Annotated in this window: 20 protein-coding genes; 7 read left to right on the top strand and 13 right to left on the bottom strand. The window is 72.0% G+C overall.

Features of this window, described 5'->3' with window-relative positions; all coding sequences use genetic code 11:
- From metK to ACIA8N_RS24075, 10 genes are all read right to left on the bottom strand, one after another.
- Positions 1-1209 carry a methionine adenosyltransferase gene (metK, locus tag ACIA8N_RS24120; RefSeq protein ID WP_365782553.1) on the bottom strand — a complete coding sequence of 403 codons (1209 nt, stop codon included), beginning with the start codon at positions 1207-1209 and terminating at the stop codon, positions 1-3.
- Positions 1206-1481: an acyl carrier protein gene (locus ACIA8N_RS24115; protein ID WP_365782551.1), complete on the bottom strand. Its 276-nt coding sequence runs from the start codon at positions 1479-1481 to the stop codon at positions 1206-1208. Before ACIA8N_RS24115 ends, metK begins: the two co-directional genes overlap by 4 nt.
- 19 nt (positions 1482-1500) lie before the next feature.
- Positions 1501-1938, bottom strand: coding sequence for a holo-ACP synthase (acpS, locus tag ACIA8N_RS24110; RefSeq protein ID WP_051751391.1), 438 nt, complete (start codon positions 1936-1938; stop codon positions 1501-1503).
- Position 1939: 1 nt separating this feature from the next.
- Positions 1940-2839, bottom strand: coding sequence for a hypothetical protein (locus ACIA8N_RS24105; protein ID WP_365782549.1), 900 nt, complete (start codon positions 2837-2839; stop codon positions 1940-1942).
- Between the two features lie 40 nt (positions 2840-2879).
- The gene (locus ACIA8N_RS24100; protein WP_365782547.1) at positions 2880-3773 is read right to left on the bottom strand and encodes a diiron oxygenase; all 894 of its coding nucleotides are present in this window, start codon (positions 3771-3773) and stop codon (positions 2880-2882) included.
- Positions 3774-3949: 176 nt separating this feature from the next.
- On the bottom strand, positions 3950-4993 hold the full coding sequence (locus ACIA8N_RS24095) for a class I SAM-dependent methyltransferase (protein WP_365782545.1): 1044 nt from the start codon (positions 4991-4993) through the stop codon (positions 3950-3952).
- 82 nt (positions 4994-5075) lie between these two features.
- Positions 5076-5927 carry an SAM-dependent methyltransferase gene (locus tag ACIA8N_RS24090; protein ID WP_365782543.1) on the bottom strand — a complete coding sequence of 284 codons (852 nt, stop codon included), beginning with the start codon at positions 5925-5927 and terminating at the stop codon, positions 5076-5078.
- Positions 5928-6011: 84 nt separating this feature from the next.
- A complete protein-coding gene (locus tag ACIA8N_RS24085) occupies positions 6012-6551 on the bottom strand; it encodes a MaoC family dehydratase (RefSeq protein ID WP_365782541.1) in 540 nt (179 codons plus the stop codon).
- Between the two features lie 72 nt (positions 6552-6623).
- Positions 6624-7820, bottom strand: coding sequence for an aminotransferase class I/II-fold pyridoxal phosphate-dependent enzyme (locus tag ACIA8N_RS24080; RefSeq protein ID WP_365782539.1), 1197 nt, complete (start codon positions 7818-7820; stop codon positions 6624-6626).
- 100 nt (positions 7821-7920) lie between these two features.
- On the bottom strand, positions 7921-9357 hold the full coding sequence (locus ACIA8N_RS24075; protein ID WP_365782537.1) for an MFS transporter: 1437 nt from the start codon (positions 9355-9357) through the stop codon (positions 7921-7923).
- Between the two features lie 223 nt (positions 9358-9580).
- On the opposite strand from ACIA8N_RS24075, the gene ACIA8N_RS24070 reads away from it, so the two are divergent.
- The 3 genes from ACIA8N_RS24070 to cpt all read left to right on the top strand — a co-directional run bounded on the left by ACIA8N_RS24070 (position 9581) and on the right by cpt (position 12255).
- Positions 9581-10255: a hypothetical protein gene (locus ACIA8N_RS24070; RefSeq protein ID WP_365782535.1), complete on the top strand. Its 675-nt coding sequence runs from the start codon at positions 9581-9583 to the stop codon at positions 10253-10255.
- 218 nt (positions 10256-10473) lie between these two features.
- A complete protein-coding gene (locus tag ACIA8N_RS24065; protein WP_365782668.1) occupies positions 10474-11679 on the top strand; it encodes a Cmx/CmrA family chloramphenicol efflux MFS transporter in 1206 nt (401 codons plus the stop codon).
- Positions 11680-11733: 54 nt separating this feature from the next.
- A complete protein-coding gene (gene cpt / locus ACIA8N_RS24060) occupies positions 11734-12255 on the top strand; it encodes a chloramphenicol phosphotransferase CPT (RefSeq protein ID WP_365782666.1) in 522 nt (173 codons plus the stop codon).
- A 298-nt stretch (positions 12256-12553) separates the two neighbouring features.
- On the opposite strand, the gene ACIA8N_RS24055 is transcribed toward cpt, so the two are convergent.
- Entirely contained in the window at positions 12554-12823 is a 270-nt protein-coding gene (locus ACIA8N_RS24055) for a DUF4031 domain-containing protein (protein WP_365782533.1), read from the bottom strand.
- Positions 12824-12854: 31 nt separating this feature from the next.
- Positions 12855-13211, bottom strand: coding sequence for a hypothetical protein (locus ACIA8N_RS24050; RefSeq protein ID WP_359212395.1), 357 nt, complete (start codon positions 13209-13211; stop codon positions 12855-12857).
- Between the two features lie 114 nt (positions 13212-13325).
- Between ACIA8N_RS24050 and ACIA8N_RS24045 the strand changes: the two genes are divergently transcribed.
- Both ACIA8N_RS24045 and murQ read left to right on the top strand, forming a co-directional pair.
- The gene (locus ACIA8N_RS24045) at positions 13326-14243 is read left to right on the top strand and encodes a MurR/RpiR family transcriptional regulator (RefSeq protein ID WP_030218514.1); all 918 of its coding nucleotides are present in this window, start codon (positions 13326-13328) and stop codon (positions 14241-14243) included.
- Positions 14244-14355: 112 nt separating this feature from the next.
- Positions 14356-15303, top strand: a complete 948-nt coding sequence (gene murQ / locus ACIA8N_RS24040; RefSeq protein WP_365782531.1) for an N-acetylmuramic acid 6-phosphate etherase — start codon at positions 14356-14358, stop codon at positions 15301-15303.
- A gap of 15 nt (positions 15304-15318) precedes the next feature.
- Here the strand turns inward: murQ and ACIA8N_RS24035 are convergent, their stop codons facing one another.
- Positions 15319-16824 (bottom strand): alpha/beta hydrolase, encoded by a 1506-nt coding sequence (locus tag ACIA8N_RS24035; RefSeq protein ID WP_365782529.1) that lies wholly within the window; start codon positions 16822-16824, stop codon positions 15319-15321.
- A gap of 212 nt (positions 16825-17036) precedes the next feature.
- Between ACIA8N_RS24035 and ACIA8N_RS24030 the strand changes: the two genes are divergently transcribed.
- Both ACIA8N_RS24030 and ACIA8N_RS24025 read left to right on the top strand, forming a co-directional pair.
- Positions 17037-17960 (top strand): aldo/keto reductase, encoded by a 924-nt coding sequence (locus tag ACIA8N_RS24030; RefSeq protein WP_365782527.1) that lies wholly within the window; start codon positions 17037-17039, stop codon positions 17958-17960.
- An 11-nt stretch (positions 17961-17971) separates the two neighbouring features.
- Positions 17972-18700: a transporter substrate-binding domain-containing protein gene (locus ACIA8N_RS24025; protein WP_365782525.1), complete on the top strand. Its 729-nt coding sequence runs from the start codon at positions 17972-17974 to the stop codon at positions 18698-18700.
- Positions 18701-18760 lie beyond the last annotated feature (60 nt).

The raw sequence follows: 18760 nt of genomic DNA, 5'->3' as shown, positions 1-18760 counted from the left end.
TCAGGCCCCCGCTGCCTTCTTCAGGGCCTCCACGCGGTCCGTGCGCTCCCACGTGAACTCGGGGAGCTCGCGGCCGAAGTGGCCGTACGCCGCCGTCTTCGCGTAGATGGGCCGCTTGAGGTCCAGGTCGCGGATGATCGCCGCGGGCCGCAGGTCGAAGACCTCGCTCACGGCCGCCTGGATCGTCTCGTCCGGCAGGGTGCCGGTGCCGAAGGTCTCCACGAAGAGACCGACCGGCTCGGCCTTGCCGATGGCGTACGCGACCTGCACCTCGCAGCGGCGGGCGAGACCGGCCGCGACGACGTTCTTCGCGACCCAGCGCATCGCGTACGCCGCCGAGCGGTCCACCTTCGACGGGTCCTTGCCGGAGAAGGCGCCGCCGCCGTGCCGGGCCATCCCGCCGTACGTGTCGATGATGATCTTCCGGCCGGTGAGTCCCGCGTCGCCCATCGGGCCGCCGACCTCGAAGCGCCCGGTCGGGTTCACCAGGAGCCGGTAGCCGTCGGACTCCAGGCTGACGCCCTCCTCGACCAGCTCCTTGAGGACGTGCTCGACGACGTACTCGCGCACGTCCGGGGTGAGCAGACCCTCGACGGAGATGTCGGCGGCGTGCTGCGAGGAGACGACCACCGTGTCGAGGCGGACCGGGCGGTCCCCGTCGTACTCGATGGTGACCTGCGTCTTCCCGTCGGGCCGCAGGTACGGCACGGTGCCGTTCTTGCGGACCTCGGTCAGCCGGCGCGAGAGGCGGTGGGCGAGCGCGATCGGCAGCGGCATCAGCTCGGCCGTGTCGTCGCAGGCGTAGCCGAACATCAGGCCCTGGTCGCCGGCGCCCTGGGCGTCGAGCTCGTCGCCCGCCCCCTCGACCCTGGACTCGTACGCCGTGTCGACGCCCTGCGCGATGTCCGGCGACTGCGCGCCGATGGACACCGAGACGCCGCAGGAGGCGCCGTCGAAGCCCTTCGCGGAGGAGTCGTAGCCGATGTCCAGGACGGCCTCGCGCACCAGCTTCGCTATCGGCGCGTACGCCGTGGTGGTGACCTCGCCGGCGATGTGCACGAGACCCGTGGTGATCAGGGTCTCCACCGCGACGCGCGAGGACGGGTCCTCGGCGAGGAGCGCGTCGAGGATGGTGTCGCTGATCCGGTCGGCGATCTTGTCGGGGTGTCCCTCGGTCACCGACTCCGAGGTGAAGAGGCGGCGGCTCATGCCTGGACCTCCACCGGGGTCTGCGCCGCGGCCTGTGCCTCGGCCGTGAAGAAGTGCTGCTCGATGGCGCCGAGGGTGCGGATGGACTCGACCTCCAGGGTCTCCATCTGGATGGCGGTGCCGCTCTCCTGCTCCAGCAGGAAGACGAACTCGACGAAGGACAGCGAGTCGATGAGCCGGTTCTCGATCAGGTCGAGGTCGGAGGCGATGTCCTCGCGCTCCGGGTGACGCTCGAGGATCCAGTTCTTCACCGTCTGCAGGCCGTCGGCCATGGTTGCTCTCCTTTAGCTGCTACTGGATGGGGGTTACGGGGGCGATGATCGGGGCCGCCACCGCCACCGCGTAGTCCACGTCGTGGCTGATGGACACGGTGATCTCGGTGATGCCGGACTCCGCGGCCATCTCGGCGGCGGACCGGTGCAGCTCCACGAGCGGCCAGCCGCCCTCGGAGCGCCGCACCACGATGTCCGGCCAGGGCAGGAACCTGCCCCTGACCCGTAAGGTCTTGAAGGCCGCCTCCTTGGCCGCGATCCGCCCGCACAGGCTCAGTACGTCGAGCCCGGAGGAGGTGCGGCAGTCGGCGAGCTCGCCGGGGGTGAGCATCCGCTCGAAGAACTGCTCCCCGTACTGGGCGAGGAGCCTGCGGACACGGTTGACGGACACGATGTCCATGCCGAGGTTCGCCCACCCCAGGCCGCCCGCCGGCGGGGCGGCGGGACGGGCCGGCACGTCAGATCACCGGCCCGGCCGCGCCGCTCGCATCGGCCCGCATGAGGGCGTTCGCGTCGAGCACCGCCCGGCGGGCGGACTCCCAGCTGCCGTGGCGCCGGGTCAGTGCGGACAGCCATCGCTCCAGGCCGAAGGCGACACAGCTGGTGAAGGCCGGGCCGCCGGTGGACTCCAGGGTGATGTCGCAGCGGTCGCCGAAGAAGTTCCGGTGCGTGTTGACCGAGGCGATGGCCAGGTCCTCGTACAGGAACTCGTACTTCACCGGGGTGAGCCGCTGGAGAACCGCCTTCGAGCCGCCCTTGTCGAAGAACGGGTCGCAGGCGGCCTCCTTGCGCAGCGGCAGGTCGAGCGCCGCGGCGAAGGCGTGGATGCGGGCCGTGAAGTCGGCGAGGTGCGTCTCGGCGTGCTCGCGGCCGCCGATGGCGACGACCTCGCGCATCCGGAAGCCGAGCTGGCGCCGCATGCCCTCGTAGTGGGTCTCCTTGCGGAAGCACCAGGAGCAGATCGTGACGAGGGTGTCGTCGGCGACCTGGGTGCCCTGGTGGTCGAGGTAGACGGCGTAACACGACGCGGAGGGCAGTCCGAGCGCGGCCGGTTCGAGTGCGGCGGCGGGCCAGCGCCCGTGCTCGCCGTCGAACGGCGCGGTGAGGCGCCCCTCCAGGTCGAGCGGGGCGGCGAGGACGGCCTGGTGCGGGAAGTTGTCGTAGTAGTCGAGCTTCGCCAGGTCGGCGGCCGGCAGGAGCGGGGGCATGGTCATCGGGCGGGCGCCCGCGGTCACTCCCCAACTCTCGAAGGTGTCGTCGAGGAGCCGCAGCAGGCGGGTCCCCTCCGGGCCGAGCGAGGGCAGGCCCCTCGCCTGCCCCTGGGCTGCCCCGGCGGTCGCGGGGGTCGTCACGGTCATGGTGGCTTCACCTCTCGGGTGGGAGGTCTCGCGGGCACGCTCAGACGACGGGCAGGGTGTCGTCGGAGAAGATCCCGGTCTTCAGGAAGAAGGAGAGCGGCTTGCGGATCGCCTTGCGCTCGTGGGCGCGGCGGTTCGGGTCGGCGACCAGCGCGTTGCGCAGGGCCAGCGGGTCGGGGATGCCGGCGTCGCGGTACACGTGGGGGTTGTAGAGCGAGTTGGTGCTGTAGACGACGTACCGCTTGAGGTACGCCTCGACCTCGCGGACCCGTTCGGCGCCGACCGCCTGGCACATCCGGCCGTACAGGAGGGAGACCAGCTCGCGCCCGAAGGCGATGTGGCGGGACTCGTCCTGGTGGTGGATGCGGTTGACCTCGCGGATGGTGTGGCAGAGGGAGGTGTCCTTCGCCATCCGGGCGTTGTAGTGGTCGACGAGCTCCTCGAAGAAGAGGATGCGGGTGAAGACGAGGAAGTTCTCGACCTCCGGCTCCCAGGCGGCGTCGGCGCGCATGGCGGTGGAGCCGTAGATCTTGTGGCCGTAGCGGCGGCAGAACTCGGAGAAGAACCACATGTGTTCGTTCTCCTCACCGATGAAGTGGTGGAAGAAGTCCGAGGGGACCTCGAAGCCGGGCATGTGGATGCGGCCGACGACCTCGATGAGCAGTTCGCGGATGCCGTGCACGTTGAGGCTGTAGAAGTTGACGGACTCCCACTTCGACAGGCGCTGAAGCGTTTCCTCACCGAGGGTGTCGTAGTGCTCGGTGCCGTAGACGGTGAGCAGTTCCGGCGTCATCCAGAAGCGGTTCTCCTCCAGCGTCTCGGGCCACTGGAAGGTCTGGTACGGGTTGTAGTAGTCCTCGACGGAGCGCTCGCTGAGCCGCTCCAGGACCTCCATGAACCGGTCGGTCACGGGCAGGGGGGCGGTCACGCCCATGGTCTCGCTCCTCTTTTTCATGGCTCGGTTCGCCTCCGGGGGCCTTGAGTCGGGCTCACGCGTCCGTGCGTGCTCGCTCCCTCGTCCCTCGGGAGCTCCGCGCGCTCGGACGCGTTCCCCCGACGGCCCCCTTCGGCTCACTCGCCGGTCGCAGGGGGACCGGGCCCCGGCGGCTTTCAGGGACGGACTTCGTAGACCGCGTTCACCGGGGTCTCCGTCGCGCGCCGCCAGCGGGTGAAGCCGGCCTCCTCCGCGATGGCCCGGAAGGCCTTCTCGCCGGAGTGGTTGCCGAGGGCGTGCGGGCCGCGCTGGGCGACCGCGACGGGCAGGCACATCACGGCGGACAGGGCCATGAACATGCGGGCCGCGGGCGTCTGGGCGTCGACGTCCTGCGGGGAGACGTTGGACTCGACGAGCATCCAGGTGCCGTCCGCGTCGAGCGACTTGTGGACGTGCTGCGCGGCGGCGACCGGGTCGCCCATGTCGTGCAGGGCGTTGAAGAAGCACACCAGGTCGTAGCCGGAGCCCGGGTAGTCGTCGGCCGAGGCGACCTCGAAGACGACCCGGTCGGAGAGACCGGCCTCCTCGGCGAGCTCCCGTGCGATCGAGATGGCCTCCTCCGAGTAGTCGAAGCCGTGCACGGTGGCCTGCGGGAAGGCCTTGGCGATGAGGAGGGTGGTGTGGCCGACACCGCAGCCGACGTCGGCGACGGTGCCGCCGGCGGCGAGCTTGTCGGTGACCTGGTGGAGGGCGGGCAGCCAGTCGGGGACGAGCTTGTGCTCGTACGTCGGCTGGAAGAAGGAACCCATGCCGGTGTCGAGGGCCGCGTCGTGCTCGGCCCAGCCGACGCCGTCACCGGTGCGGTACGCGTCGACGAGCAGGTCCTCGGTGGCGTACAGCGCCTTGAGGGCGGTGAAGAACCCGGCGGCGTACGTGACGGCCTTGGGGTCGGCGAGCACCTCGACGTGGTCGGCGGGGAGCGTGTACGTGAGGGAGCTGGGGTGCCGCTCCACGTACCCGGCGGAGAGCTGGGCGTGCAGCCACTCCTCGATGTACCGCTCGCTGGTGCCGGTCTTCCCGGCGAGCTGCGCGGCGGTCAGGGGTCCTTCGGCCGCGAGCGCCTTGTACAGGCCGAGGCGCTCGCCGAGGGCGACGGTCAGGCCGCGGACGGCCGCGCCCGCGTCTGTGATGACCCTCTGGTGGAAGTCGTGGGCGCTCATGCCGCCGCCTCCTGTCGATGGGTGGGCAGGTCGCACGTACTGCGCTGACCCGGGGGACGCCCCCCGGACCCCCGGCGGGCGGTCATGCGGCCACCCCCGAGTCGACACCGGTCGCACCCGGCAGGTCGCAGGTGAAGAGGAACGAGCGGGGCACGCGGGGGACGTCGCGGGCCGGCACCGGGTAGGGCCAGCGGTCGAAGTCGGCGCCCGGTTCACCGGGCTGCCTGACCTCCCGTACGTCCCAGCCGCAGTCGGCGAGCAGCGCCTCGGGCTCCTCCGTGCCGAAGAGCCACGGGTTGCCGTCCTCCTTGAGCGCGCTCATGAAGGTGCGGGCGAGCGGGTTCTCCAGGGCGGACTTCGAGATGACGTCGCCGAGCAGCACGGAGCCGGGGGCGGCGTGCGCGGAGAGCGTGGAGATCAGGGTCCGCACGGCCTGCTCGGGCAGGAAGAACAGCAGGCCCTCGACGACCCACAGGACGGGCTCCTCGCTCTTCCAGCCCGCCTCCTTGAGGGGGCCGGTCCACTCCTCGGTCAGGTCGACGGGGACGGTGGTCCGGGTGCGGCCGGCGGGCTGCGGCTCGTCCTTCAGCATCTCGGCCTTGGCCTCCAGGAGGGCCGGGCGGTCGAGCTCGTAGACGGTGACGCCGTCGGGCCAGGGCAGCCGGAAGAAGCGGGTGTCCATGCCGGCGGCGAGGAAGACGACCTGGCGGATGCCCCGCTCCTCCACGGCCCGGACGATCGCCCGGTCGAGGTAGGTGGTGCGGATGGCGAGGAACGGCACGATGCCGCCGCCGTCGTAGCGGTCGAGCAGCTCGAAGCCGATCTCGTCGGCGACGGTGCGCGCGTAGGGATCGGCGAACAGCCGGTCCTCGCGCTCGGTCTCCAGGGCGCGCGCGGCGGCGGTCCACTGGGCGGTGCGGGATACGGCCTCCACAGGAGGTCCCCCTTCGGTTTGGTTTCCGGTGATGTCCGGTGTTTCGGACGGCCGTGTTCAGGGCCTGACGGAAGGACGGTTCCGTCAGGCGCTCATGACCGGGACACAGGTCTTGGCCGGTCGCGCGCACGCGACGGGGTCCTCGGCCGCGGGCATCGACGACAGATGGTCGGCCTCGGAGTCGGCGGGGCGCCGGCGGAAGATGCTGTGCAGGATCATGCTGAACACGGCCGTCCCGTCTGCGGCCACGAGCGTGCACCGCGGTTTGACGGTGCCGGTGGCGGGATTGAACGGCGACGGGGTGGATCCGAGGATCTCGACGCGCGCGGTGAGGACGTCTCCCGGGCGGACGGGCCGCAGGTAGCGGACCTCGTCGATGCCGGGCGAGCCCATACAGGCGCTGTAGGCGAGCAGTCCGTCGACGTAGCGGCGCATGAATATCGCCTGGGTGTGGAACCCGCTCGCGATCAGGCCGCGGAACTGTGACTGCTCCGCGCGCGCGGGGTCCGTGTGGAAGGGCTGCGGGTCGAAGCGCCTGCCGAACTCCAGCACCTCCTCCGTCGTGACGGTGACGGTGCCCAGCTCGTGGACGTCGCCGGGCCGGAAGTCCTCGAAGTAGCGCATCGCGCGCCCCCCTTGACCTAGGAGTGGTGTTTCCCTGGCAGCACCCAATCTACGAACCAGCCATTTATTTTGTCAACCCAAAAGAAGCGTGGACTGCCTTCGGGCGAGGGCCTGTTCGGCATCACGCCAGAGGTCCTCGACGTCCTCGATGCCGACGGACATCCGTACGAGCCCCGGAGCGATCCCGGCGGCGGCGAGCGCCGCCCCGTCCAGCTCCCGGTGGGAGGTGGACGCCGGATGCGTCACGAGCGTCTCCACCCCGCCGAGGGAGAGCGCGAGCCGGGCCACCCGTACGCGCTCGATGAAGTCCCGGCCGGCCTCCCGGCCGCCCGCCAGCTCGAAGGAGAGCAGCCCGCCGCCGCCCGACAGCACCTTCCGGGCCATGCCGTACGAGGGGTGGCCCTCGAGCCAGGGATAGTGGACGGCCGTGACGCCCGCGTGGCCTTCGAGCCGCTCGGCGAGGGCGGCGGCGTTGGCGCAGTGCTCCCGCATCCGCAGCGGCAGCGTGGCGATGCCGCGCAGCGTCAGCCAGGCCGCGAACGGGTCGGCGCAGGCACCCAGTTCGACCGTGCGGGGCCAGACGCGGCGGCGCAGCTCGTCGTCCGCGAACACCGCGGCGCCGCCGAGGACGTCCGAGTGCCCGGAGAGGTACTTGGTGGTCGAGTGGACGACGATGTCGGCGCCGAGTTCGAGGGGGCGGCAGAGGACGGGCGAGGCGAGCGAGTTGTCGACGACGCTCGTCACCCCGAGCGCGCGGGCGGCGGCGAGCAGCCCCGGCAGGTCGGGCACCTGGCCGGTGGGGTTGGCTATGGTCTCCAGGAGCAGGAGCCGGGTCGCGGGGTGCACGGCGGCGGCCTCGACCTCGGCCGGGTCGTCGCCCGATATCCGTACGACCTCGATCCCGTACCGCTCGGCCAGGTCCGACAGGACGGCGTGACTGCCCCCGTACAGGCAGCGCTGGGCCACCACCCGGTCGCCGGGGCGCAGGAGGGCGAGCAGCACCCCGCTGATGGCCCCCATGCCCGAGGCGAAGGCGAGGGCGCCGGCGCCCTGTTCGAGCCCGACGAGGGTCTGTTCGAGGGCCCGTACGGTCGGGTTGCCTCGGCGGCTGTAGACGTACTGCCCGTCGGGCCCCGCCATGGCCTCGGCGAGTTCGGCGGCGGAGTCGAAGGCGAAGGCGGAGGACTGCACGAGGGGCACGGAGAGCGGCCAACTACCTCCCTGGAACGGCTCGTTGAACACGTGCACGGCACGGGTGTTCAGTTCCATGACTTTCCTTCCCTGATACGGCACCTGATACGAAGCCTGATACGAAAAAGGGGCCGCCCGACGTCCGGCGACGGACATCGGGCGGCCCCTTCGGGGCGGTTCAGGCGTCGACCTTGTCGCCCTGCGGCGCCGGGGCGGGGGCCTCGGCGGCGACCGCCTTGTCGCTCTTCATGACGAGCAGGGTGATCACACCGCCGAGGGCGGCGACGACGGCGGCGCCGATGAAGGCGGCCGAGAACCCGTCCGTCAGCTTCGGCAGGTTGCCGAGCTGGTCGGCGCCCTGGGACATGGCGACGGCGGTCAGCGCGGCGAGACCGAGGGCGGAGCCCACGTTGTACGTGGTGTTGACGATGCCGGACGCGAGACCGGCCTGCTCCTGCGGGGCACCGGACATGGCGGCGATCATCGCCGGGATGTAGGCGAGGGACATGCCGAGCGCGGCGACGAGCGAGGCCGGCAGGACGTCGACGAGGAAGCTGCCGGTCGGCGGGACGGCGGCGAGCCAGACCAGGCCGGCGGCGAGGACGAGCAGACCGCCCGCGATGAGCGGCTTGGCGCCGACCTTCATCATCAGCCGGGAGGTGATGGCCGTCATGAAGATCATGAGGAGCACGGTCATCGGGAGCAGCGCGGCACCGGACTCGAAGGCGCCGAAGCCGAGGACCTGCTGCAGGTACAGGTTGAGGAAGTACCACATCGGGATCCAGGCGGCACCGAGCAGCGTCATGGCCAGGTTGGCGGAGCCGAGGCGCGGGACCCGCCAGACGCTGAGCGGCATGAGCGGCTCGCTGATGCTCTTCTGGATCACGAGGAAGAGGCCGAGGAGGACGGCGGCGCCGATCAGCTGGAGGATCGTGCCGGTGGAGCCCCAGCCGACCTCGGGGGCGCGGACCACGGCGAAGACGGCGAGCGCGAGGCCGGCGGTGACGGCGACGGCGCCGAGGATGTCGACGGAGCCGCGGCGGGACTCGACGTTCGGGAGCAGCTTGGTGGCGGCGAGGGTGGCGAGGCCGATCGGGATGTAGATGATGAAGACCCACTGCCAGCTCATCCACTCGGTGAAGACACCGCCGAGGAAGACGCCCGCGGTTCCGCCGGCGGGGGCGGCGGCGCCATAGAGCGCCATCGCCTTGCCGAGCTCCTTCGGGTCGTGCATGAAGAGCATCATGAGCAGGGTCATGGCGGAGGGCGCGATGAGCGCACCGCCGACGCCCTGGACGGCGCGGCCCACGATCTCGACCCAGGCGGTCTGCGCGGCGGCGGCCACGACGGAACCGGCGATCATGACGGCCCAGCCGGAGACGAAGATCTTGCGGGCTCCGACGAGGTCGGAGAGGCGTCCGCCGAGGAGCAGCAGACCGCCGAAGACGATCACGTAGGCGTTGAAGATCCACTGGAGCTCGCTCTGCGAGAAGCCCAGGTCCTTCTGCATCTCGGGGAGTGCGACTCCGATGATCGAGGTGTCCATGATGACCATGAACTGTGCGGCGGCGAGCACGACAAGTGCCCACCAGCGCCGGGGATTGACGGTTGACATTGCCCTGACCCTTCGCTCGCGACGAACCCCGAGACGAACCCGGGGCATACCCCTAGGGGGTACCTGTGCGGTGCACCGTAGCATACCCGTGGGGGGTATGTAAGGGCGAGGTGAGGGCGCAGTCACGGGCGGCGCGAGGCCCCGTGGGACACCCGGCGAGACGCCCGGCGAGGCCCCCGACGGAAGTGCCCCTTCCGCCCCACCCGCCGGGCAGAATGCCCCCATGACCGCAGACCAGGACCCCGCACTCCTCCAGCGCTGGAACGCCACCCTGCTCGCCGCCCGCTCCGGCCACGAGGGCCCCGACCCCGCCCCGTACGGCCGGAACCTGCTGTCCCGCTGGGCCGAGCCCCAGCGCCGCTACCACACGGTCGACCACCTGCGGGCGGTTCTCGACCGCATCGACGAACTGGCCGACCAGGGCGGCGAGGGCGGCGAGTTGGAGCTCGTACGACTGGCCGCCTGGTTCCATGACGCGGTCTACCGCCCGGACCGCTCGGAGAACGAGGAACGCTCGGCGGTCCTGGCCGAAAGAGCCCTCACCGAGGCGGGGCTCACCCCGCACGAGGTCGCGGAGGTGGCCCGCCTGGTCCGCCTCACCGTCACCCACGAACCCGAGGCCGGCGACCTGAACGGCGATACCCTCTGCGACGCCGACCTCGCCATCCTCGCCACCGCCCCCGATACCTACAGGGGGTATACGGAGGCGATTCGCGAGGAGTACGCCTTCGTCCCCGAGGACGCCTTCCGCGAGGGCCGCGCCACCGTCCTCCGCCAGCTGCTCTCCCTCCCCCGGCTCTTCCACACCCCGTACGGGGCGGCGGCGTGGGAGGAGAAGGCACGGGAGAACATGGGGAGGGAACTGAAGGAGCTGACGGCGCCGCGCGGCATGGGCTGAGACACGGCACGGGCGGAGACGGTGCCATCGGCGTCTCGTATCGCGAGAAATCCCCGCATCACGGAATGACAGGAACGAACCACAGGTTGACGCATGTCATGCCGTCTCCCTCCGCCGAGCCCGCCCAGCCCACCGAGCCCGCCCAGCCCGGCAAGCCCTCGACCCCCGGGACCGGGCGCGCCGCGTCAGCCACCGGGCCGCTCGCCGCCGGCGCCCGCATGCCGCTGGCCGTCTACATCCTGGGGCTCTCCGTCTTCGCACTCGGCACGAGCGAGTTCATGCTGTCCGGGCTGCTGCAGCCCATCGCGGACGACATGAACGTCTCCATCCCCCGCGCCGGCCTCCTCATCTCGGCCTTCGCGATCGGCATGGTCATCGGCGCCCCCCTGCTCGCGGTGGCGACGCTCCGGCTCCCCCGCAAGACGACCCTGATCGCCCTCATCACCGTCTTCGGGCTCGGCCAGATAGCGGGCGCGCTCGCCCCGAACTACGCCGTCCTCTTCGCCTCGCGCATCGTGAGCGCCCTCGCCTGCGCCGGCTTCTGGGCGGTCGGCGCCGCCGTCGCCATCGCCATGGTCCCGGTCGGTTCGCGTGCCCGCGCCATGGCGGTCATGATCGGCGGCCTGTCCATCGCGAACGTCCTCGGCGTCCCGGCGGGCGCTTTCCTCGGCGAGCACCTCGGCTGGCGCTCCGCGTTCTGGGCCGTCGGCGCGGCCTCCGCCCTCGCGCTCGTGGGCGTGGTGACCCGCATCCCCCGCATCCCCCTCCCCCAGGAGAAGCCCCGCCTCAAGCGGGAACTGGCCATCTACCGCGACCGCCAGGTCCTCCTCTCCGTCGTCGTCACCGCACTCGCGGCAGGCGGCGTCTTCTGCGCCTTCTCCTACCTCGCCCCGCTGCTCACCGACGTCTCCGGCCTCGACGAGAAGTGGGTCTCCGGCGTCCTGGGGCTCTTCGGCATCGGCGCGGTCGTCGGTACGACGATCGGCGGCCGGGTCGCCGACGCCCACCTCTTCGGCGTGATGCTCACCGGCATCGCCGCGTCCACCGTCTTCCTGGTCGCCCTGGCCCTCTTCGCGACCAGCCCGACCGCGACGATCGTCCTGACGTTCCTCCTCGGCGTCTCCGCCTTCTACACCGCCCCGGCCCTCAACGCCCGCATGTTCAACGTCGCGGGCGCCGCCCCCACCCTCGCCGGCGCCACCACCACCGCCGCCTTCAACCTCGGCAACACGGGCGGCCCCTGGCTCGGCGGCACCGTCATCGACGCCGACCTCGGCTTCGCCTCCACGGCGTGGGCGGGCGCGGCGATGACGGCGGCGGGCCTGGCGACGGCGGCGGTGGCCCTGAAGCTGCACAGGTCGCCGTCGCGCGTGGTGACGTCCGGCTCGCCGGTGGAGCAGGCGACCATGTCGTCGGCCCGCTGAAACTCCGTTTACCCGGGGCCGTCACCGCCCTACTGTGGCGCGGTGACGACTCGGATGATCATCCTCAACGGCGCCTCCAGCTCGGGAAAGTCCGGCATCGTACGGTGCCTGCAGTCCGTACTGCCCGACCCGTGGCTGACGTTCGGCTGCGACTCGTTCGTCGACGCCCTGCCGGCGAGGATGCGGGACGCGGACGGCGGGATCGTGATCGACGCGGACGGCGGGGTCAGCGTCGGCGAGGACTTCCGGACCCTGGAGGCGGCCTGGGCTCAGGGCGTGGTGACGATGGCCCGCGCGGGCGCCCGGATCATCATCGACGACGTCTTCCTGGGTGGCGGCGCCTCCCAGACCCGCTGGCGCGAGACACTCGGCGACCTGCCCACCCTGTGGGTCGGCGTCCACTGCGACCCCACGGTGGCGGCGGGCCGCGAGATCGCCCGGGGCGACCGCACGCCCGGCATGGCCGCCCAGCAGGCCCGGATCGTCCACGAGGGTGTCGAGTACGACCTCACGATCGACACCACCCACACCGAGTCCCTGGCCTGCGCACGCACGATCGCCGCCCGCCTCGCCTGAACGGCCCGATCCCGCTCCGGGAACGACTGAGGGCCCGGCCGTGGGACGGCCGGGCCCTCCTTGACGCACTCACTCAGGTGCTCAGTACAAGCCCTTGAACTGCCGAGGCCACCGTGCACGTGCTTGGTGTCGGAAACGACAGCGAGGGCGCGCAGGCAAGGCACGGAGTACGCGCACATGCCGGGGTCGCGGGCCGGCCCGATGCCCCCACCTGTCGGCAGCCGGATCGCACAGCCGTACGAAACCCCGCGCGCCACCAGGCACCAGGAATCCGGTGCGAGGAATCCGGCGCGAGGGCTCAGGCAACCGGCCGGCTCTTCGGGCGCCGGAGGCCCGCGTCCGTGAGGCGGCGGAGCAGTTCCTTCGAGCCGACCTCGACCGCGCCGCCCGCCACAGCGTCCGCGTACCGGTCGGACGGGATGTCGTAGTGGTCGCGCTCGAAGGCGCGGGGCGGGGCGCCGATCGAGGCGGCGAAGGCGTGCAGCTCCTCGAAGGAGACGTCGCTGACCAGGTGCGACCACATGCGGCCGTGGCCCGGCCAGGTCGGCGGGTCGATGTAGAGGGTCACGTCGGACTCCCCGCCAGGTCGATGTGGAGGGTCACGTCAGACCGCCCACCGGCGCGACCACCACGCCCTGCTTGCCGCAGACCCAGTGCGGGTCCGGGCCCAGCTCCGGTTCGACGTCGAGGGCGTGTGGGTCCCCCGAGGCGCAGACCGGGCAGATCGGCCAGCGGCCGTACCGTTCGAGCAGGGCGTCCTGGACGTCCTGGGCGACGAGACCGGCCACGTACGTCACGCCCTCGGGCCACTGCTCGACCCACCAGCGCCGGTGGGTCACCGCGTCCTCCACCATCGACACGACCTCGGCGGCGGCCACCTCTCGGGCCGCGAGGTCGGCCAGTACCAGCGCGCGAGCGGCGTGCAGCGCCTGCTCTACGGGGTCGATGTCGTCCATGGACTCATTGTCACCCGCCGCGTGCCCACCACACGAGACAAGGCGGGGGTCCGAGCCCGATCCGGGACCCACGGGGTCTTGTCGCCCCCGCACCGCCGAAAGTATCTTTCAAAGGTGACCAATGATGTGAAGGAAAGTTTCACGAGCGGGGCGCCGCCCGCGCCCGCCGCCCTCGCGGCCAAGGTACGGACCCTCGCGCCGTCCATGACCCGCTCCATGCAACGGGTCGCCGAGGCCGTCGCCGGAGACCCGGCCGGCTGCGCCGCGCTCACGGTCACCGGCCTCGCCGAACTCACCGGCACCAGCGAGGCGACCGTCGTCCGCACCGCCCGCCTCCTCGGCTACCCCGGCTACCGCGACCTGCGCCTCGCCCTCGCCGGGCTCGCCGCCCAGCAGCAGTCCGGCCGCGCGCCCGCCGTCACCGCCGACATCGCGGTCGACGACCCGATCGCCGACGTCGTCGCCAAGCTCGCCTACGACGAACAGCAGACCCTCGCCGACACCGCCGCCGGACTCGACACCGTGCAGCTCGGCGCCGCCGTCGCCGCCCTCGCCACCGCTCGCCGCATCGACATCTACGGCATCGGCGCGTCCGGACTCGTCGCCCAGGACCTCGGCCAGAAACTCCTCCGCATCGGCCTCATCGCGCACGCCCACAGCGACCCGCACCTCGCCGTCACCAACGCCGTGCAGCTCCGCTCCGGCGACGTCGCCATCGCCATCACCCACTCCGGCTCCACCGGCGACGTCATAGAACCCCTGCGGGTCGCCTTCGACCACGGCGCCACCACGGTCGCGATCACCGGCCGCCCGGACGGGCCCGTCACGCAGTACGCCGACCACATCCTCACCACGTCCACGGCCCGCGAGAGCGAACTGAGACCCGCGGCCATGTCGTCCCGTACCAGTCAACTCCTGGTCGTGGACTGCCTGTTCACCTGCGTCACCCAGCGCACGTACGAGACGGCTGCTCCCGCCCTCGCCGCCTCGTACGAAGCCCTCGCCCACCGCCACTCACCCCGCACCCGCTGACGAACGCCACCGCACCGACCACGCCACCCACCGCACCGCACCGCACCGCACCGCACCGACGACACCGACCACGGCACCCGCAGCGCCGACCACCGCATCGAAAGAGCCGCACGTGTCTGCTACCTACTCCGAACTCCGCGCCCAGCTCGCCACCCTCACCACCGAGGCGTTCCGCCCCGAACTCGCCGAGATCGACCAGCTGCCGACCGCCGAGATCGCCGCGCTCATGAACGGCGAGGACCAGACCGTCCCCGCCGCCGTCGCCCGGCAGCTCCCCGCCATCGCCGCCGCCATCGACGCCACCGCCGCACGCATGGCCCGCGGCGGACGGCTCATCTACCTCGGCGCCGGCACCGCGGGCCGCCTCGGCGTCCTCGACGCCAGCGAGTGCCCGCCCACGTTCAACACCGACCCGTCCCAGGTCGTCGGCCTCATCGCGGGCGGCCCCTCCGCCATGGTCAAGGCCGTCGAGGGCGCCGAGGACTCGAAGGAACTCGCCGCCGAGGACCTGACCGCGCTCGGCGTCACCGCCGACGACACCGTCGTCGGCATCTCCGCCTCCGGCCGCACCCCGTACGCCATCGGCGCCGTCGAGCACGCCCGCACCCTCGGCGCCCTCACCATCGGTCTGTCCTGCAACGCCGACAGCGCCCTCGCCGCAGCCGCCGAACACGGCATCGAGGTCGTCCCGGGCCCCGAGCTGCTCACCGGATCGACCCGGCTCAAGGCGGGCACCGCCCAGAAGCTCGTCCTCAACATGATCTCGACGATCACGATGATCCGGCTCGGCAAGACCTACGGAAACCTGATGGTCGACGTCCGCGCCTCCAACGACAAGCTCCAGGCCCGCTCGCGGCGGATCGTCGCCCTTGCCACCGGCGCCCCCGACGAGCAGATCGAGGCCGCCCTCGCCGCCGCCGACGGCGAGGTGAAGAACGCGATCCTCATGATCCTCGCCGACGTCGACGCCCCCACGGCCGCCGAACGGCTGACCGCCTCCCAGGGCCACCTGCGCGCGGCTCTGCACGCGACACTGCACGCGACCGAGCCCACCGCGTAACCACCCCTCTGGCCGTCAACGGCAGAGAACGTCCTCGGCCGGCCGCACGCCCTCGGTCAGGAAACGGGTCACCGCCCGGTCCCCGCACGCGTTCCCGTTCCCCAGGTAGACCCCGTGCCCGCCGTGGTCGACGGAGACGAGCCGCGCCCGCTCGCCGAGCGCCTCGCGCATGCGCAGCCCGTTGGCATACGGAGTCGACGGGTCACGCAGGTTCTGGATCATGAGGATGTTGGAGGGCCCCCGGTCGGTGACGCGCACGGGCTTCTCCACCGCACCGCCCTTCCAGTACGCGCAGGGCGTGACGTTCACCGGCAGGCCCGCCGTCAGCGGATGACGCTCCCGGTCGGCGGCGACGCTTCGCTCGAAGGTCCGCATGGACGACCGGGGCCAGTCGACGTCGTTGCAGATCACGCCGACGGTGATGGCGGCGACGTCATCGGGCATGGCGCCCGAGAGTTCGCGCGGCAGCACGGGATCGCCCGCCGGGGCGAGGGCCTCGGTCACGAGCCGCGCGAAGGCCGGGAAGGAAGCATCGGAGTAGAGGGCCTGCTGAAGGGCCTGGAGCAGCATGGCCCCGGTCAGCGGCACGCCGGGCGTCGCGGACGCGCGCGGCTCCCGGTCGAGACGAGCGGCGAGGTCGAGCACCAACGGACGCACGTCACCGGCGCGTTCGGCGAGCCGCAGCCCGTCGTCGGCGCGGTCGGGGTGGGAGGCCCACGCGGCGAAGTCGGGGAAGCGGTCGTCGGCGCCCTGGGCCATGCCCTCCAGCCAGCCCCGGGCGACACGCTTCGGGTCGGGGTCGTTGCTGCTGTCGAGGACCCAGCGGTCGGTCCGCCCGGGGAACTTCTCGGCGTAGGCGGCGGCGACGTACGTCCCGTAGGAGACGCTCCACGCCGAGAGCTTGCGCTCGCCGAGCGCCTGCCGCAGCCGGTCGAGGTCGCGCACCTGGTTGGCGGTGGTGAGGCTGCGGAGCATGGGGCCACCGTTACGGGCGCAGGCCTCGGCGATCCGCCGGGACCGGGCGACGTTGTCGTCGATGCGGCCGTCGGCGCCGGGCCAGGACCGCAGGGTGACCATCCACCGGTCGGCGTCGGCGAGCCCGCACCGGGCCTTGGCGGAACCGCCGACGCCACGGGGGTCGAAGGCGACGAGGTCGTAGGCACCGTCCATCTCGGCCGAGAGGGCGGCGCCCTTCTGCGCGAGCCGCTGCACACCGGAACTGCCGGGCCCACCGGGAATGACCATGAGCGTCCCGCGCCGCGCCTCGGGCCGGGCGGAGGGAAGGCGGGAGACGGCGAGTTCGATCTGAGGCCCGTCGGGATCGGCGTAGTCGAGGGGTACGGAGAGCAGGGCACAGCGCTGCCCCGGAAGCGGCTTCAGGGCGAGGTCACAGTCGCCCCAACCGAGCCCGGCCGCAGCGGCGGGAGCGACAGCGCCACCGGTGAGGGCGACGCCGGCGACGACGGCGGCGGAGAGGGAGAGGGCGAGGAGCAGGGGCCGACGGCCACGGTTCGTTGTCATGCGCACAGCCTCGCGGACCGACACCGCGCCCCCCATCCGGCAGCCAGGCGCTTCGGGGGTGGGGCCAACCCCCGGAGGGGGGAGGGGTGTTCGTGCGAGGTCTCCTTGGTACGGGGGGTGGCGGTGTCTGGCGGGCTTCTGGCCCGCCCCCAGCGCCGAGGAGACCCCCCTCAACGTGACGCCACCCCCGCCCCCGGGAGATCATCCCGGGCATGACTACCACCACCCCCAGCACTTGGACCCTCGGCGGTGACCTCACCGTCAACCGCCTCGGCTTCGGCGCCATGCGCCTTCCCCAGTACGGCCCGGCCCTCATTCCGGACGCCGTCCCGATGGAGCGCGACCGCGCGATAGCCGTTCTCCGCAAGGCCGTCGAGCTCGGCGTGAACCACATCGACACGGCCGCCTTCTACTTCTCCTCCCTCCGCTCCGCGAACGAGCTGATCAACAGCGCCCTCGGCGGCCCCTACCCCGACGACCTCGTCATCGCCACCAAGGTCGGCCCCGCCCGCGACGCCTCCGGCGAGTGGAGCGAGCACGCCCGCACCCCGGCCGCCCTGCGCGCCCAGGTCGAGGAGAACCTGCGCCAGCTCGGCCGCGACCACCTCGACGTCGTCAACCTCCGCGTCCTCGGCGAGGACTCGATCGCCGAGCGTTTCGGCGCCCTCGCCGAACTCCGCGACGCGGGCCTCATCCGCCACCTCGGCCTCTCCAACATCACTCCCGCCCATCTCGCCGAGGCCCAGGCCATCGCCCCCGTCGTCTGTGTGCAGAACATGTACGGGATCGGCGTCCGCCCCGAGTACGCGGATTTCGTCCGCCTCTGCGGCGAACAGGGCATCGCCTTCGTCCCCTTCTACGCGATCGCCGCCGCCGGCCGCGAGACCGGAGCCACCGCCCCGGAGTCCGAAGAGGTCCTCGCCGTCGCCCGGGCCCACGACGCCACCTCCGCCCAGATCCGCATCGCCTGGACCCTCCACCAGGGCCCCCACCTCCTCGCGATCCCCGGCACCGGCAACCCCGAGCACCTCGCCGCCAACATCGCCGCCGGCGACCTCCGCCTCACCCCGGACGAGCTGGCCCTCCTCGACCGCGTCCACCAGGACGCCGCCGCTTCCGCCGCCAAGCCTGCCTAGACTCCACCCCCATGACGACCACCCCGGCCTCCCCGAACCCCGCCATCGCCGCCGACCTCGCGCCCACCGGAACCCTCCGGGCCTCCGTCAACCTCGGCAATCCCGTACTCGCGCAAGGCACCCCCGAGGCGCCGTCGGGAGTCACCGTGGACCTGGCGCGGGAGATCGGGGCGCGCCTCGGGCTCCCCGTGGAGCTGCTCTGCTTCGACGCGGCGCGGAAGTCCTACGAGGCGATGGCGGACGGCCGGGCCGACCTCTGCTTCCTGGCCGTGGATCCGGCACGGGAGGCGGAGGTGGCGTTCACGGCCCCGTACGTCGTCATCGAGGGCGTGTACGTCGTGGCGCGCGGCTCGGCGTACACCACCGTGGAGGACGTGGACGCGCCCGGCGTGCGGATCGGGGTCAAGAAGGGTTCGGCGTACGACCTGTTCCTGTCGAGGACCCTCGCCCATGCGACCGTCGTGCGCGGGGGCGAGGGCGTCGACACGTTCCGGGCCGAGGGTCTTGAGGTGGGCGCGGGGATCCGGCAGCCGCTCACCGCGTACGCCGATGCGCACCCGGACGTGCGGCTGATCGAGGGGCGGTTCATGGAGATCCGGCAGGCCGTCGGGACGACGGTCGGCCGGGCGCCCGAGACCCTCGCGTTCCTCCGCGACACGGTCGAGGAGCTGAAGGCGAACGGCTTCGTCGCGGACGCTCTGCGCCGCTCGGGCCAGGACGCGGGCCTGCTGGCCCCGTAAGCCGGGGAGCGACTGAGGGCCCGGCCGTGGGACGGCCGGGCCCTCGATCACTCACTCAGG

Source organism: Streptomyces sp. NPDC051822 (assembly GCF_044452745.1).
Lineage (GTDB): Bacteria > Actinomycetota > Actinomycetes > Streptomycetales > Streptomycetaceae > Streptomyces.
This window is presented reverse-complemented; position numbering and strand designations above follow the sequence as displayed.

Excerpts from the sequence above, each read along its gene's own strand:
- metK (WP_365782553.1), bottom strand. The coding sequence starts at position 1,209 with ATGAGCCGCCGCCTCTTCACCTCGGAGTCGGTGACCGAGGGACACCCC.
- ACIA8N_RS24115 (WP_365782551.1), bottom strand. The coding sequence starts at position 1,481 with ATGGCCGACGGCCTGCAGACGGTGAAGAACTGGATCCTCGAGCGTCAC.
- ACIA8N_RS24105 (WP_365782549.1), bottom strand. The coding sequence starts at position 2,839 with ATGACCGTGACGACCCCCGCGACCGCCGGGGCAGCCCAGGGGCAGGCG.
- ACIA8N_RS24100 (WP_365782547.1), bottom strand. The coding sequence starts at position 3,773 with ATGGGCGTGACCGCCCCCCTGCCCGTGACCGACCGGTTCATGGAGGTC.
- ACIA8N_RS24095 (WP_365782545.1), bottom strand. The coding sequence starts at position 4,993 with ATGAGCGCCCACGACTTCCACCAGAGGGTCATCACAGACGCGGGCGCG.
- ACIA8N_RS24085 (WP_365782541.1), bottom strand. The coding sequence starts at position 6,551 with ATGCGCTACTTCGAGGACTTCCGGCCCGGCGACGTCCACGAGCTGGGC.
- ACIA8N_RS24080 (WP_365782539.1), bottom strand. The coding sequence starts at position 7,820 with ATGGAACTGAACACCCGTGCCGTGCACGTGTTCAACGAGCCGTTCCAG.
- ACIA8N_RS24075 (WP_365782537.1), bottom strand. The coding sequence starts at position 9,357 with ATGTCAACCGTCAATCCCCGGCGCTGGTGGGCACTTGTCGTGCTCGCC.
- ACIA8N_RS24070 (WP_365782535.1), top strand. The coding sequence starts at position 9,581 with ATGACCGCAGACCAGGACCCCGCACTCCTCCAGCGCTGGAACGCCACC.
- ACIA8N_RS24065 (WP_365782668.1), top strand. The coding sequence starts at position 10,474 with ATGCCGCTGGCCGTCTACATCCTGGGGCTCTCCGTCTTCGCACTCGGC.
- cpt (WP_365782666.1), top strand. The coding sequence starts at position 11,734 with ATGATCATCCTCAACGGCGCCTCCAGCTCGGGAAAGTCCGGCATCGTA.
- ACIA8N_RS24050 (WP_359212395.1), bottom strand. The coding sequence starts at position 13,211 with ATGGACGACATCGACCCCGTAGAGCAGGCGCTGCACGCCGCTCGCGCG.
- ACIA8N_RS24035 (WP_365782529.1), bottom strand. The coding sequence starts at position 16,824 with ATGACAACGAACCGTGGCCGTCGGCCCCTGCTCCTCGCCCTCTCCCTC.
- ACIA8N_RS24030 (WP_365782527.1), top strand. The coding sequence starts at position 17,037 with ATGACTACCACCACCCCCAGCACTTGGACCCTCGGCGGTGACCTCACC.
- ACIA8N_RS24025 (WP_365782525.1), top strand. The coding sequence starts at position 17,972 with ATGACGACCACCCCGGCCTCCCCGAACCCCGCCATCGCCGCCGACCTC.